The following is a 14205-nucleotide window of genomic DNA, read 5'->3' as shown; positions in this document are numbered from 1 at the left end:
TTGCCTGGCCTCGGCGCCAACCGGGGAATCGGCTGTTGCCCCCATGATCATGGCAGCTACGCTGTGTCGCCGACGGAGCGTCAACGCTCCGGCTCAACTGCACAGTGGTACACGAGGAATGGGGCGGAAAGCGGCCATGATGGGACCAGCACATTCACTGTCGGGAGCCGCTGCCTGGCTCGGTGTGGGGGCCGCCGCCGCGGCCGCCGGCCATCCGATGCCCTGGCCGGTCCTGCTGGTGGGCGCCTTGATCTGCGCGGGTGCCGCGCTCGCCCCGGACCTCGATCACAAGGCGGCCACCATCTCGCGGTCGTTCGGGCCGGTGTCGCGCAGGGTCTGCGAAGTCGTCGACAAGCTGTCGTACGCCGTCTACAAGGCGACCCGGAAGCCGGGCGACCCGCGCCGCTCGGGCGGTCACCGCACGCTCACCCACACCTGGCTGTGGGCGGTCCTGATCGGAGCCGCCTGCTCGGCGGTGGCGGTCACCTGCGGTCGCTGGGGGGTCCTGGTGATCCTCTTCGCGCACATGGTGCTGGCCATCGAGGGTCTGCTGTGGCGGGCGGCCCGTGGCTCCAGCAGCGATGTCCTGGTCTGGCTGCTCGCCGGGACCAGCGCCTGGATTCTGGCGGGCATGCTGGACAAGGACGGAAGCGGCGCCCACTGGCTGTTCGACCAGGCAGGCCAGGACTACCTGTGGCTGGGCCTGCCGATCGTGCTGGGTGCGCTGGTCCACTGCCTCGGGGACGCGCTGACGGTCTCCGGCTGCCCGGTCCTGTGGCCCATTCCGATCGGCCGCAAGCGCTGGTACCCCGTGGGACCGCCGAAGGCGATGCGGTTCCGGGCCGGCAGCTGGGTCGAGGTCAAGGTGTTGATGCCCGTCTTCATGGTGCTCGGCGGCATCGGCTGCGCGGCGGCCCTCAACGTGATCTGACGCGCGGCTTTCCCTCAGGTCGCTTCGCCGGAGTCCGCCCCGCCGTACCGGCGCTCGAAGCGGGCGACGCGGCCCTCGGTGTCCACGGTGCGGGCCTTGCCCGTGTAGAAGGGGTGGCTCTCCGAGGAGATCTCCACGTCGATCACGGGGTAGGTCTCTCCGTCGTCCCACTCGATGGTCTGCTCACTGACCGCGGTCGACCGGGTGAGGAAGGCGTACCCGGCGGCCCGGTCGCGGAAGACCACGGGGCGGTACTCGGGGTGCTTGTCCTGCTGCATGGCGGCTCCTCGCGCGGGGCGGTGAGGCAGGGGGCGTGCGGATCAGCCGGGGAGGGAGTCCTCGTCGACGATGTGCATCGCCGCCTCCTCGGCGCTGGCGGCGGCACCGTCGATGCCGACGTCCGTGGCCACCAGCGCGCTCTCGTCGTCCTCGTGCGCTCCTTCGTCGGGCGCGACCAGCCGCCCGGAGCGAAGGCGGCCGACCTCGTTGTCCAGCAGTTCGCCGTCACCGCCGTCGTAGTCGCCGAGGCCGTCGCCGTCGGGCGCGGCGGAATCGGGCAGTTCCTCGGCGAGCCGCTGGTCCAGGGTCTCCCCGGCCTGACGCTCCGCCGCCGTCACCCCGTCGTGCTCCACCGCCCAGGGGCGCTCCGGCGGGGACCAGCCCCGGTCGAGCGGATCGGCGACGCCGTCGGAGATCAGGGTGTCGTCGGCGTCGAGCGGCCCGGCGTCCTCCGGGATGTCGGAAGGATCGGGCTGGTAGACGTCGTCCCCCCAGCCGTCGGCGCTGTCCACGGGAACCTCCAGGTCGTGAGCGCGCCCGGGCGCCATCGCGTGGCGCGGTGGCCCGTCGGCGCGGGTGTCACACGGCGAGGACCGGACCGTCCCCCGGCGTCCCCCGAACCGGTCTCCCCGTCCAGCCTTCCATCCCTGTTCGGGACCGCGCAACGGCACACCGTCCGGCGCGGGGCCGGGCGGCATGCCGTCGCGGGTGTCGGCGGGCACCGACGGCCGCCCGGTCACCGGGGCGGGCCGAGCCCTGCGGCCGCGACATCAGCCGTGCCAGGACCGCCACAGGGCCGCGTAGGCCCCGTCCGCCGCGACCAGGTCCTCGTGGCTGCCGAGCTCGCTGATGCGGCCGTTCTCCACGACGGCGATCACGTCGGCGTCGTGGGCGGTGTGCAGCCGGTGCGCGATGGCGACCACGGTGCGGCCGTCGAGGACACGGGCCAGCGAGCGTTCCAGATGGCGGGCGGCGCGCGGGTCCAGGAGCGAGGTCGCCTCGTCCAGGACCAGCGTGTGCGGGTCCGCCAGCACCAGCCGGGCCAGCGCGATCTGCTGGGCCTGCGCCGGGGTCAGCGCCAGCCCGCCGGAGCCCACCTCGGTGTCGAGTCCGTCGTCCAGCGCGCGGGCCCAGCCGTCCGCGTCGACCGCGCCGAGCGCCGCCCACAGCGCCGCGTCCTCCGCCCCGGCACGGGCCAGCAGCAGGTTGTCGCGCAGGGAACCGACGAAGACGTGGTGCTCCTGGTTGACGAGGGCGACGTGCGAGCGGACCCGCTCGGCCGGCATCCGGGACAGTTCGGCACCGCCCAGTGTGATGTGTCCGTCGCGGGGCGCGTAGATACCGGCGAGCAGCCTGCCCAGCGTGGACTTGCCCGCGCCGGATGGGCCGACCAGGGCCAGCCGGGTGCCCGGTGCGACCTCCAGGGACACCTGGCGCAGCACGTCGACGCCCTCGCGGTAGCCGAAGTGGACGCGGTCCGCGTGGACGTCGCGGCCGTCGGGGGTGAGTGTGGCCTCGCCGGCCTCCGGCTCGATGTCCCGCACCCCGACCAGGCGGGCCAGGGACACCTGGGCGACCTGCACCTCGTCGTACCAGCGCAGGATCAGGTTCACCGGGTCGACCAGCATCTGGGCGATCAGGGCGCCCGTCGTCAGCTGCCCCACGTCGATCCAGCCCCGCAGGACGAAGAAGCCACCGACCATGAGCACCGAGCCGAGCACGATGATGTGCACGGCGTTGATCACCGGGAAGAGCACCGAGCGCAGCCAGAGCGTGTACCGCTCCCACGCGGTCCACTCCTTGATCCGCCGGTCCGACAGGGCGACCCGGCGGGCGCCCAGGCGGTGCGCCTCGATGGTGTGGCCCGCGTCCACGCTCTCCGCGAGGGCGGCGGCGACGGCGGCGTATCCGGCCGACTCCGAGCGGTAGCCCGAGGGGGCGCGCTTGAAGTACCAGCGGCACCCGACGACCAGTACCGGCACCGCGAGCAGGACGGCGGCCGCCAGTGGGGGAGCCGTCACGACGAGGCCGCCGAGCAGCAGCAGCGCCCAGACGACGCCGATGGCCAACTGGGGTACGGCCTCCCGCATGGCGTTGGCCAGGCGGTCGATGTCGGTGGTGATCCGGGAGAGCAGGTCGCCGGTCCCCGCCCGCTCCAGCACGCCCGGCGGCAGCCCCACCGAGCGGACGAGGAAGTCCTCGCGCAGGTCGGCGAGCATGCGCTCGCCGAGCATCGCGCCCCGCAGCCGCACCTGGCGGACGAACAGGGCCTGCACGGCCAGCGCGATCACGAACAGGCCGACCGTCGGCCCCAGACGCAGGTCGCGGGCGTCGTCCGACACCCGCTCCACGAGGCTGCCGAGCAGATACGGGCCGACCATGGAGGCGATGACGGCGATCGTGTTGACGCCGATGAGGATCAGGAAGGCCCGGCGGTGCCTGTGGAACAACTCGGCGACGTAGGCGCGCACCGTCGAGGCCGCGCCGACGGGGAGGGTGGTCGTGGTCTTCGGGGCCGCCGGGTCGTACGCCGGTGGCGCGACGCCGATCATGCGCTCTCCTCGATCTCTTCGAGCCGGTCGAGTTCGCCCAGCAGGGCGTCGCCGTCGGCCCGTTCCAGCGGGCCGGTCGGATCAGTGGTGCCGTCGCGGGCGCTTCCGTCCTTTTCGTCCTCGGTCTCGCGCGTCACCACGGCCCGGTATCGCGGGTCGGTGGCGATCAGCTCGCGGTGCGGAGCGGTCGCGGCGACGGTGCCCTCGTGGAGGAAGACCACGCTGTCCGCGCGGTCCAGCAGGAGCGGCGAGGAGGTGAACACCACAGTGGTGCGGCCGGAGCGGAGTCCGCGCAGCCCATCGGCGATCCGCGCCTCGGTGTGCGAGTCCACGGCCGAGGTCGGTTCGTCCAGGACCAGTACCTCCGGGTCCGTGACGAGCGACCTGGCCAGGGCCAGCCGCTGGCGCTGGCCGCCCGACAGGGAGCGCCCGCGTTCGGTGATGCGGGTGTCCATGGGGTCCGAGGCGTCGAGTGAGGCCTGGGCCAGGGCGTCCAGGACGTCGTCGCACTGGGCGGCGGCGAGCGCGTCCTCGGCCCGGACGGTGCCGGAGGCGGGCACGTCGAGCAGCTCCCGCAGCGAGCCGGACAGCAGCACCGGGTCCTTGTCCTGGACGAGGACCGCGGTGCGGGCCCGGTCGAGAGGGAGGTCGTTCAGCGCGACACCGCCGAGCAGTACCGACGGCCCCGGTTCGGCGGGATGGCCGCCCAGACGGGCCGCGAGTTCGCCCGCCGCGTCCGGGTCGCCGCACACCACCGCCGTGAACCGGCGGGCGGGGGCGAGAAGCCCGGTGAGGGGGTCGTGCAGGTCGCCTCCCGGCACCTCGCCGGTGTCCGTGCCGCCGGCACCCGTGCCCTCCGCGTCCGTCGGACGCCGGAGGGACAGGACGCGTGCCGCACGCGTCGCGGAGGGGCGGGAGAAGGAGAAGGCCATCGCGATCTCCTCGAAGTGGCGCATCGGATAGTTGAGGATCATGACCGCGCTGTAGACGGTGACCAGTTCACCGACCGTCACCCGGCCCTCGTGGGCCAGCTGGACGCCGTACCAGACCACCGCGATCAGCAGCAGGCCCGGCACCACCACCTGGATCGCGGAGATGAGCGACCACATGCGGGCGCTGCGCACCGCGGCGTGCCGCACCTCCTGCGAGGCGCTGCGGTAGCGGGTGAGGAACAGTTCCTCGCCGCCGATGCCGCGCAGCACGCGCAGCCCGGCGACGGTGTCCGAGGCGAGTTCGGTGGCCCGGCCCGCCTTCTCGCGCTGAATGTCGGCGCGGCGCGTGGCGCGGGGGAGCAGTGGCAGCACCGCGAGAGCCACGAGGGGAAGACCCACGGCAACGACCACACCGAGAGCGGGCTGATAGGCGATGAGGGCGACAGAGACGAGGACGACCGTCAGCGCGGCGGCGGTGAAACGGGAGACGGCCTCCACGAACCAGCCGATCTTCTCCACGTCGCCGGTGGAGACGGCCACGACTTCGCCCGCCGCGACGCGGCGGGTCAGCGCGGATCCCAGATGTGCGGCCTTGCGCGCCAGCAGTTGCTGGAGCCTGGCGGCCGCCGTGATCCAGTTGGTGACGGCGGCCCGGTGCAGGAAGGTGTCGCCGACGGCGACGCACGTGCCGCAGAGGAGCAGTAGGCCGCCCGTCCGGAGGAGCCCGGCGGCCGAGCCCTTCACGGCCGCCTCGACGGCCAGTCCGACGCAGAAGGGCAGGGCGCAGACGGCGGAGAAGTGCAGCATGCCCCAGAGCAACGCCTTGAGCTGGCCGCCCCGTTGGTTCCGGAAGAGCCACCACAGCAGGTGCGGACCCGAGCGTGCGTCGGCCATGCCCGGATCGGAGTACGGAAGGTCTTGGATCTGCATGGCGTCCCAGTGGCTCGTGTCCGGAGGAGGGCAACAGACGGCGGCAAGCCGTGAAAGGGTCGCCTCGCTCGGGGGTGAATTTCAACCGGTTTTCCCGGTCCTCCGTGAGATTCCACGGAGCCGCACCGCCCGCCGTTCCGATACCTGTCGGGACGCCCGCTGTTCAGCAGGGTTTGGGAAGATCCCCGTCCATCAGCGTGTCCAGCAGCAGGCCGAGCAGCTGTCGCTCCTTGTCGGTGAGCGGGGCGAGGATCTCCTCGGCCGCGGAGCGGCGTGCGCCGCGCAGTTCGCGCAGGGTCGCGCGGCCCTCGTCCGTCAACTCGATGCGGGTCACTCTGCGGTTCGCCGGGTCCGGCATCCGGCGTACCTTGCCGCTCGCCTCCAGCCCGTCGACCAGGGTCGTCACCGCGCGGGGCACCACCTCCAGACGCTCGGCCAGATCGGCCATACGCGGGGGCGAGTCGTAGTGAGTGAGGACGCGCAGCAGTCGGGACTGGGCCGGAGTGACGCCCAGATCGCGCTGCTCCAGGTGGCGCTTCTGGATGCGGTGCACCCGGCGGGTGAGCCGCAGCAACTGCTCCGCGAGAGCGCTTTCGGGGTCGGGGGTGTTCATGCCGGGAACAATATCAGGACCCTGTTCATTGTGAATATAGGTAACAATGAGCTATGCTCTTCGAGTCATCGTCGGCCGGTCCGCGTGGCCGGCCCTTTCCCATCCTCGTAGGAGCCCATGAAGCCCGAACGTGAAGTCACCTGGAACCCACCTGCCGATTCAGGGCAGCAGCCCCGGCAGGTGCGTCGCATCCTGAAACTCTTCCGCCCCTATCGCGGGCGGCTGGCGATCGTCGCCCTGCTGGTCGGGGCGGCCTCGCTGGTCTCCGTGGCCACGCCGTTCCTCCTCAGGGAGATCCTCGACGTCGCCATCCCGCAGCGCCGCACCGGGCTGCTGAGCCTCCTCGCGCTCGGCATGATCCTCAGCGCGGTCCTCTCCAGCGTCTTCGGTGTCCTGCAGACCCTGATCTCGACCACCGTCGGCCAGCGCGTCATGCACGATCTGCGCACCGCCGTCTACGGCCGCCTTCAGCGGATGTCGCTCGCCTTCTTCACCCGCACCCGCACCGGCGAAGTGCAGTCCCGCATCGCCAACGACATCGGCGGAATGCAGGCCACGGTCACCTCCACGGCGACCTCGCTGGTGTCCAACGCCACCAGCGTCATCGCCACCGTCGTCGCCATGGTCGCGCTCGACTGGCGCCTCACCGTCGTCTCCCTGGTCCTGCTGCCGGTCTTCGTCTGGATCAGCCGCCGCGTCGGCGAGGAACGCAAGAGAATCACCACCCGGCGACAGAAACAGATGGCCGCGATGGCCGCCACCGTCACCGAATCGCTGTCCGTCAGCGGCATCCTGCTCGGCCGCACCATGGGCCGCTCGGAATCCCTCACGGCAAGCTTCGCGGCGGAGTCCGAGGGCCTGGTCGATCTCGAGGTCAGATCGAGCATGGCCGGACGCTGGCGCATGGCCGTGATCACGATCGTGATGGCCGCGATGCCCGCCGTCATCTACTGGGCCGCCGGTCTGGCGCTCCGGTTCGGCGGACCCGAGGTCTCGCTCGGCACGCTCGTCGCCTTCGTCTCCCTCCAGCAGGGCCTGTTCCGTCCTGCCGTGAGCCTGCTGGCGACCGGCGTCCAGATTCAGACCTCGCTGGCCCTCTTCCAGCGCATCTTCGAGTACCTGGACCTGCCGATCGACATCACCGAACGCGCCCGGCCCGTCCACCTCGACAAGATCAGAGGCGAGGTCCGCTTCGAGAACGTCGAGTTCCGCTACGACGGCAAGGGCGGCGCCGTCCTCGACGGCATCGACCTCATCGTGCCCGCCGGGAGCGGCCTCGCCGTCGTCGGACCCACCGGTGCCGGCAAGTCCACGCTCGGCTATCTGGTCCCTCGGCTGTACGACGTCACCGGCGGCCGCGTCACCCTGGACGGGGTGGATGTCCGTGACCTCGACTTCGACACCCTCGCCCGCGCGGTCGGCGTCGTATCCCAGGAGACGTACCTCTTCCACGCCTCGGTCGCCGACAACCTCCGCTTCGCCAAACCGGACGCCACCGACGAGGAACTGCACGAAGCCGCCCGGGCCGCCCAGATCCACGACCACATCGCGGCACTGCCCGACGGGTACGACACGGTCGTCGGAGAGCGCGGACACCGTTTCTCCGGTGGCGAGAAGCAGCGTCTGGCGATCGCCCGCACCATCCTGCGCAATCCGCCGGTCCTGATCCTCGACGAAGCGACCAGCGCCCTGGACACCCGCACCGAGGCCGCCGTCCAGGAGGCCATCGACGTCCTGTCGGCCGACCGGACGACCATCACGATCGCCCACCGCCTGTCCACGGTCCGCGACGCCGACCAGATCGTCGTCCTCGACTCCGGCCGCATAGCCGAGCGTGGCACGCACGAGGAGCTGCTCGACCAGGACGGACGCTACGCGGCCCTCGTGCGGAGGGATGCCCAGCTGGCCCCCGTCACCTGACGCGCGACGGGAGCATGCGATCAGGCGATATGCGGAGAATGAGGTGATACGCGTATTACCTTGCCCGCATGAACATCAACACTCCGTCACGGAGCACGATGCGACTGACGCGCCGGGGCAGACTCGCCCTCGCCGGGGTCGGCACCGTTCTGGCCGGCACCGCCGTGGCGGTGTCGCTGATCGGCCTCCTCAGCGGGGCGTCGAAAACGGCGACCCTGCTCATCCCCGAGGGCTGGCGTGCGAGCCAGATCTACGACGCCGTCGACAAGGCCCTCGAACTGAAACCGGGCACCACCCGCAAGGCCGCACCCCACGCCGGGCTGAAGCTGTCGAACGACGCCGAGGGCAACCCCGAGGGCTATCTCTTCCCCGCCACCTACCCCCTCCGGAAGGGCACCACGGCGGAATCGCTGTTGCGGATGATGGTCGACACCGCCAACGAGAGGTTCAACGCCGCGCCCGTCGCCGCCGGGGCCCAGCGCAACGCGCTGAACGTCTACCAGGCCGTCACCATCGCGAGCATCGTCCAGGCCGAGGCCGGGAACAAGGCCGACATGGGCAAGGTGGCCCGGGTCGTGTTCAACCGGCTGGAGCGCGGGATGCCGCTCCAGATGGACGCCACCCTCAACTACGCGCTCGACCGCCACGTCCTGCGCACCAGCACCGACGACACCCGCATCGACAGTCCGTACAACTCCTACCAGCGCATGGGGCTGCCGCCCACCCCGATCGGGAACCCCGGCGAGGACGCGATGCGGGCCGTGCTCAGTCCGCCGAGGGGCGACTGGCTGTACTTCGTCACGGTCAAGCCCGGGGACACCCGCTTCACCTCCGACTACATCGAGCACATGCGCAATGTGACCGAGTTCAACGAACAGCGGACGGCCACCGCACACCCGGGCACGCCGAGCGGCAGCCCGCACGGGGCACCGGCGGCGCAGACGCCCCACTGAGGCTGAGCGGACGGTGCGGCGGGCGGGCCGGTTCAGCAGGGCGATGCCCCCGGACCCGCCAGTCGCCAGTCGACCGACTCCGGCCGCCCGCCGCCAGTCGACCGACTCCGGCCGCCCGCCGCCCGTTGACCGACTCCGGCCGCCCGCCGCCCGCAGGTGTCAGCGGCCGCCCGCCACCAGCAGCGGGGCGCCACCGCCGGAGCCCTCGGCCGCCGTACCGTCCAGCAGGCCGCGCGCGGCGAGTTCGGGGATGACGCCCTCGCCGAACCAGTACGCCTCCTCCAGATGGGGATAGCCGGAGAGGACGAAGTGCTCGATGCCGAGGGCGTGGTATTCCTCGATGAGGTCGGCCACCTCCGCGTGGCTGCCGACCAGCGCGGTCCCCGCGCCGCCGCGCACCAGGCCGACACCGGCCCACAGATTCGGGTGGATCTCCAGCTGGTCGCGGGAGCCGCCGTGCAGCTCCAGCATCCGGCGCTGCCCCACCGACTCGCTGCGCCCGAGCGCCGCCTGTGCGGCGGCGACGGTGTCGGCGTCGAGGTCGTCGAGCAGCCGGTTGGCCGTGGCCCACGCCTCGGCGGAGGAGTCCCGGGAGATGGTGTGCAGCCGGACGCCGAAGCGGACGGTGCGGCCCTCGCGTTCGGCCAGCGAGCGAATCCAGTCGATCTTCTCCTTCACCTGGGCGGGAGGCTCCCCCCAGGTCAGATACACATCGGCGTGCCGGGCGGCCACGGGACCGGCGGCCTGCGAGGAGCCGCCGAAGAACACCTCCGGCACCGGGTCGGGCGGGAGCGCGGTGAGGCCGCCGTCCACCTGGTAGTGGGTGCCATGGAAGTCGTACGGCTCACCCCGCCAGACGCCGCGCACGATGGACAGGAATTCGTCCGTGCGCTCGTAGCGGCGGTCGTGGTCGAGGTGGTCGCCGAAGCGGCGTTGTTCGGAGGAGTCGCCGCCGGTCACCACGTTGAGCAGCAGGCGGCCCCGCGTCACCCGCTGATAGGTGGCGGCCATCTGCGCGGCCAGGGTCGGGGAGAGCAGCCCGGGGCGGAAGGCCACCAGGAACTTGAGCCGTTCGGTGTGCTGGGAGAGGGCGGCCGTGATCAGCCACGCGTCCTCGCACCAGGTGCCGGTCGGCGTCAGTACCGCCTCGAAGCCCAGCCGTTCGGCGGCCTTGGCGATCTGCGCCAGGTACTCGATGTCGGGCGGGCGCAGTCCGGGCGTCTTGCGGCCGGCCTGGCCGTTCGGGCCGTAGGCGTGGCGGTCCACCAGAGTCCGGCCGTCGCCGCCCGTGGGCAGGAACCAGTGCAGTCGTACGGTCATCTCGGATTCCTCCTGTGTCAGTTCCGGGCCGGGGCGGTGGTCGACGGGGGCAGATCGCCGTTGAAGCGCGTGTCCACGAAGTCGCCGAAGTCGACCTTCTTCGGGATGAGCCCCAGGGCGGTGAAGGTGTCGGCGATCTGCTGCTCGGAGGCGACGAGGGGCTTGTCGACGGCGACCGAGACGCGGGTGGAGTTGGTACGCCGTACGGAGGCGAGCGCCACCTCGTAGGGCAGTCCGGTGTCCTTCGCCCACACCTTGGCCCACTCCTGCTGGTGGTCGTGGACCCAGACCTGCGCGCGCCGCAGCCGGGCCAGGTAGTCCTTGATGGCGGCCGCCTTCTTCGGGTCGCGCAGCGCGCCGGGCGCGGCCACCTGGAAGGCCAGCCCGTTGGTGACGCCCTCGCCGGTGGTGAGCACCCGCCCCTGCTTGGCCTGGAGTACCTGGGAGGTGTACGGGTCCCAGACCGCCCAGGCGTCGACCTTGCCGGAGTTGAACGCGGCGAGCGCGTCGGCCGGCTGGAGGTACTTGACCTCGACGTCCTTGAGGGTCAGCCCGGCCGCCTTGAGGGAGGCGACCAGCTGGTAGTGCGCGGACGAGCCCTGTGCGACGGCCACCGACCGGCCCTTGAGCTGCTTCGGAGCGGTGAGTTTCGAGCCCTTCGGCACGAGGATGGCGTCGCCGAGCGAGGTGCCGTGCTGGGCGGCCACCACCGCGATCTTGGAACCGGCACCGGCCGCGAAGACGGGTGGCGTGTTGCCGACACCGCCGATGTCGACGGCCTTGGCGTTGACGGCTTCGAGCAGGGGCGGCCCGGAGGTGAAGGTCGACCACTTGATGCGGTACTTCAGGTTCTTCAGCTCTCCGGCGGCCCGCAGGACGGCCTCGGAGCCGCCCTTCTGGTCACCGACGGCGAGGGTGACGGACCCCGAACCGTCGGTGCCGTCCCCCGTCCCGGCGGTCGCGTCGCCACCGCAGGAGGTGACCAGGAGGGAGAGGGGGAGGAGCAGCGCGGCGGGGAGCAGGCGTCGTCGCATGGCGGTTCCGTTCGTGTACGGAGGTGGGTACGAAGGCGTGGGTACGAGGGTGTGGGTACGGGGTGTGCGCGAGGCGTTTTCACGCCGTGGCCGGTCGGGTCCGGTCGGGGCGGCCCGGGACAGTGGCAGTCAGGCGGCTTCGGCGGCCGTGTCGACGCCGAGCCGTTCCAGCAGGCCCGCGCGGATCTCCGCGAACCGGGGGTCGGTGATGTCGCGCGGCCGGTCGAGCGCGACCCGCTGTTCGTGGGCGACGCGGCCGCCGTCCATCACCAGCACGCGGTCGGCGAGCAGGACGGCCTCCTCGACGTCGTGGGTGACGAGCAGCACCGCGCAGCCCCGGCGCCGCCACACCTCGCCGACCAGCCGCTGGGCCTTGATCCTGGTCAGCGCGTCGAGCGCGCCGAAGGGCTCGTCGAGGAGCAGAAGATCGGGTTCGCGCACCAGGGCGCGGGCGAGGGAGGCCCGTTGGGCCTCGCCGCCGGAGAGCGTCTTCGGCCAGGCGTCGGCGCGGTGCCCGAGACCCACCTCCTCCAGGACGCGTTCCGCGAGGGCGCGTTCGGGCCTGCCCGGCAGACCCAGGACGACGTTGCGCCACACCTTCTTCCAGGGCATGAGCCGGGGCGCCTGGAAGGCGACGGCCCGGCGGCGCGGCACGAGGACGGTCCCCTCGATGTCCCGGTCCAGTCCGGCCAGGACGCGCAGCAGCGTCGACTTGCCGCAGCCGCTGCGGCCGAGCAGCGCGACGAACTCGCCGGGCGCGATGTCCAGCGCGAGGTCGACGACGACGGCGCGGCCGTCGAAGGAGCGGGTCAGTCCCTCGACACGTACGACCTGGGAGAGCCCGGTCTTCGCGGGACTCACCGGCCCGTGAATGTCGGTCGCCATTGCAGCAGCAGCCTTTCGAGGGAGCGGACGACGAAATCGGTGAGCAGGCCGAGGAAGGCGTAGACGATGAGGCAGACCACGATCACGTCGGTCCGCAGGAAGTCCCGCGCCTGGACCATCAGGAAGCCGATGCCGGAGTCGGCGTTGACCTGTTCGGCGAAGACCAGGGCGAGCCAGGAGACGCCGAGCGCGTAACGCAGTCCGGTGAGGGCGCCGGGCAGCGCGCCCGGAAGGACGACATGGCGTACCAGCCCCCAGCGGGACAGGCCCAACGACTCGCCCGCCTCGATGAGTTGGGAGTCGACACCGCGTATGCCGGCGTAGACGTTGAGGTAGAGCGGGAAGGTCACGCCGAGCGTGATGATGGCGATCTTCGGGGTCTCGCCGATGCCGAACCAGATGATGAACAAGGGGATGAGACCGACGAACGGCACCGTCCGCAGCATCTGCACCGGGGCGTCCACCAGGTCCTCCCCGATCCGGAACAGCCCCGAGCCCAGGGCGAGTCCGACGCCGATCACGGTGCCGAAGACCAGCCCCGCCGCCACCCGGCCCAGCGAGGTCGCGACGGCCGAGGGCAGCGAACCGTCCCCGACGAGGTCGGCGCCGACCCGCGCGATCCGTCCCGGCGAGGCGAGCACATCGGGCGTCAACACCCCAGTCGAACTGAGGAGTTGCCACAGAAGAAGCAGCAGAAGGGGGCCGGTGGTGCGGCGCAGCCAGCGCGGGACGCGGGCACGGCGGGACGAGTCGGGGACGAGACGTTGGAGGGCGTCGGGCGCGAGCGGAGCGGATATGCCGGACGTATCCGGATCATGGGCGCTGGGTGGGGCATGGCTGATGCTCATGGGTGCTCCACGGAGGTGAGGTGGGGCGCGGGACGCGGTTCCGTGCCGGTCCGGATCAGGCGTCACCGGACCGGACGACGACGCCGGGCACGTGGTCACGAGGGGTACGCGAGCACGGCGTACGGGTACCGCGTGGGCACCGCCTGCGGATGCCGCAGGGGCCGCCCTGGCGAAGCGGGGCGGTGCGGTGCGGCGGTGCGGGAAAAGGAGCGGGAAGGGCGTCAGCGGCCGCGACGACACGCGGCGGAGGCCACCCGCAGCAGGTCGATGTGACCGCGCGTGGTGAGCAGGGCTGAACGCAACATGCCGGTGAAAGTAGCCAGATGGCCGGTCGCGGGTCAATGGTGTCTCGCCTGATGGACCGTACGTACCGGAGAACGGGCACGCCTCGCCCGTGACGGAGTCGGTCGCGTCGGGGCGCGTGAAGTCCCGTGTCCGGGTGAGGATGAGGGAATGTCAGATGCCTTCACCACGCGCGTGCTCAACATCGCCACCGGTTCCCGCGAGCGGGTCGTCGATCTCACCGGCGAGTGCGAGGACTTCCTGCGCGAGGCGGCGCACGGCCGCGACGGACTGCTCAACGTCTTCGTCCCGCACGCGACCTGCGGAATCGCCGTCCTCGAGACCGGAGCCGGCAGCGACGACGACCTCCTCGCCACCCTCCACACCCTGCTCCCCGCCGACGACCGCTGGCAGCACCGCCACGGCAGCCCCGGCCACGGCCGCGACCACGTCCTCCCCGCCCTCGTCCCACCCCACGCGACCCTCCCGGTGATCGACGGCCGACTGGCGCTGGGGACGTGGCAGTCCGTGTGTCTGGTGGACACGAATCGCGACAATGCAAACCGTCAGGTCCGCCTGTCGTTCCTCGGGTAGGGCTACGTCTGCCGACACTGTAGGAGTGATGTCCGGCCGCACCAAGTGAGAGAGACCCAGCTCTGGGCAGGGTTGGGCGGCACCGGTCTTCTCCTGCTCGACCGGGTCGTTCGCCGCCACCGTGCCGCACTG

General features: G+C 71.6%; 14 protein-coding genes. 4 read left to right on the top strand and 10 right to left on the bottom strand.

What is annotated here, in order from left to right; translation table 11 throughout:
• Positions 1 to 136: 136 nt before the first annotated feature.
• Positions 137 to 931 carry a metal-dependent hydrolase gene (locus AB0E91_RS22240; protein WP_361784480.1) on the top strand — a complete coding sequence of 265 codons (795 nt, stop codon included), beginning with the start codon at positions 137 to 139 and terminating at the stop codon, positions 929 to 931.
• Positions 932 to 945: 14 nt separating this feature from the next.
• On the opposite strand, the gene AB0E91_RS22235 is transcribed toward AB0E91_RS22240, so the two are convergent.
• The 5 genes from AB0E91_RS22235 to AB0E91_RS22215 all read right to left on the bottom strand — a co-directional run bounded on the left by AB0E91_RS22235 (position 946) and on the right by AB0E91_RS22215 (position 6237).
• Positions 946 to 1209 carry a type B 50S ribosomal protein L31 gene (locus AB0E91_RS22235; RefSeq protein WP_361784477.1) on the bottom strand — a complete coding sequence of 88 codons (264 nt, stop codon included), beginning with the start codon at positions 1207 to 1209 and terminating at the stop codon, positions 946 to 948.
• A 42-nt stretch (positions 1210 to 1251) separates the two neighbouring features.
• Positions 1252 to 1722 (bottom strand): DUF5709 domain-containing protein, encoded by a 471-nt coding sequence (locus tag AB0E91_RS22230; RefSeq protein WP_361784474.1) that lies wholly within the window; start codon positions 1720 to 1722, stop codon positions 1252 to 1254.
• Positions 1723 to 1980: 258 nt separating this feature from the next.
• The gene (locus AB0E91_RS22225; protein WP_361784471.1) at positions 1981 to 3762 is read right to left on the bottom strand and encodes an ABC transporter ATP-binding protein; all 1782 of its coding nucleotides are present in this window, start codon (positions 3760 to 3762) and stop codon (positions 1981 to 1983) included.
• Positions 3759 to 5624, bottom strand: a complete 1866-nt coding sequence (locus tag AB0E91_RS22220) for an ABC transporter ATP-binding protein (protein ID WP_361784468.1) — start codon at positions 5622 to 5624, stop codon at positions 3759 to 3761. Before AB0E91_RS22220 ends, AB0E91_RS22225 begins: the two co-directional genes overlap by 4 nt.
• A 163-nt stretch (positions 5625 to 5787) precedes the next feature.
• A complete protein-coding gene (locus tag AB0E91_RS22215; protein ID WP_361110558.1) occupies positions 5788 to 6237 on the bottom strand; it encodes a MarR family transcriptional regulator in 450 nt (149 codons plus the stop codon).
• A 117-nt stretch (positions 6238 to 6354) separates the two neighbouring features.
• Between AB0E91_RS22215 and AB0E91_RS22210 the strand changes: the two genes are divergently transcribed.
• On the top strand, positions 6355 to 8157 hold the full coding sequence (locus tag AB0E91_RS22210; RefSeq protein WP_361784464.1) for an ABC transporter ATP-binding protein: 1803 nt from the start codon (positions 6355 to 6357) through the stop codon (positions 8155 to 8157).
• A 68-nt stretch (positions 8158 to 8225) separates the two neighbouring features.
• Positions 8226 to 9110 (top strand): endolytic transglycosylase MltG, encoded by an 885-nt coding sequence (mltG, locus tag AB0E91_RS22205; protein ID WP_361784461.1) that lies wholly within the window; start codon positions 8226 to 8228, stop codon positions 9108 to 9110.
• Positions 9111 to 9269: 159 nt separating this feature from the next.
• Here the strand turns inward: mltG and AB0E91_RS22200 are convergent, their stop codons facing one another.
• The 5 genes from AB0E91_RS22200 to AB0E91_RS22180 all read right to left on the bottom strand — a co-directional run bounded on the left by AB0E91_RS22200 (position 9270) and on the right by AB0E91_RS22180 (position 13502).
• The gene (locus AB0E91_RS22200) at positions 9270 to 10430 is read right to left on the bottom strand and encodes an LLM class flavin-dependent oxidoreductase (RefSeq protein WP_361784459.1); all 1161 of its coding nucleotides are present in this window, start codon (positions 10428 to 10430) and stop codon (positions 9270 to 9272) included.
• 17 nt (positions 10431 to 10447) lie between these two features.
• Positions 10448 to 11464: an ABC transporter substrate-binding protein gene (locus AB0E91_RS22195; protein ID WP_361784456.1), complete on the bottom strand. Its 1017-nt coding sequence runs from the start codon at positions 11462 to 11464 to the stop codon at positions 10448 to 10450.
• Between the two features lie 129 nt (positions 11465 to 11593).
• Complete coding sequence (locus AB0E91_RS22190; protein ID WP_361784453.1) at positions 11594 to 12349, bottom strand: ABC transporter ATP-binding protein; 756 nt, start codon at positions 12347 to 12349, stop codon at positions 11594 to 11596.
• On the bottom strand, positions 12322 to 13197 hold the full coding sequence (locus tag AB0E91_RS22185) for an ABC transporter permease (RefSeq protein ID WP_361784450.1): 876 nt from the start codon (positions 13195 to 13197) through the stop codon (positions 12322 to 12324). Before AB0E91_RS22185 ends, AB0E91_RS22190 begins: the two co-directional genes overlap by 28 nt.
• A gap of 221 nt (positions 13198 to 13418) precedes the next feature.
• Complete coding sequence (locus AB0E91_RS22180) at positions 13419 to 13502, bottom strand: putative leader peptide (protein ID WP_313884353.1); 84 nt, start codon at positions 13500 to 13502, stop codon at positions 13419 to 13421.
• A gap of 148 nt (positions 13503 to 13650) precedes the next feature.
• Here AB0E91_RS22180 and AB0E91_RS22175 point away from each other — a divergent pair, with 148 nt between their 5' ends.
• Entirely contained in the window at positions 13651 to 14073 is a 423-nt protein-coding gene (locus tag AB0E91_RS22175) for a secondary thiamine-phosphate synthase enzyme YjbQ (RefSeq protein WP_361784447.1), read from the top strand.
• Positions 14074 to 14205: the final 132 nt, after the last annotated feature.

Source organism: Streptomyces sp. NPDC026659, assembly GCF_040638245.1.
Classification (GTDB): Bacteria; Actinomycetota; Actinomycetes; order Streptomycetales; family Streptomycetaceae; genus Streptomyces.
This window is presented reverse-complemented; position numbering and strand designations above follow the sequence as displayed.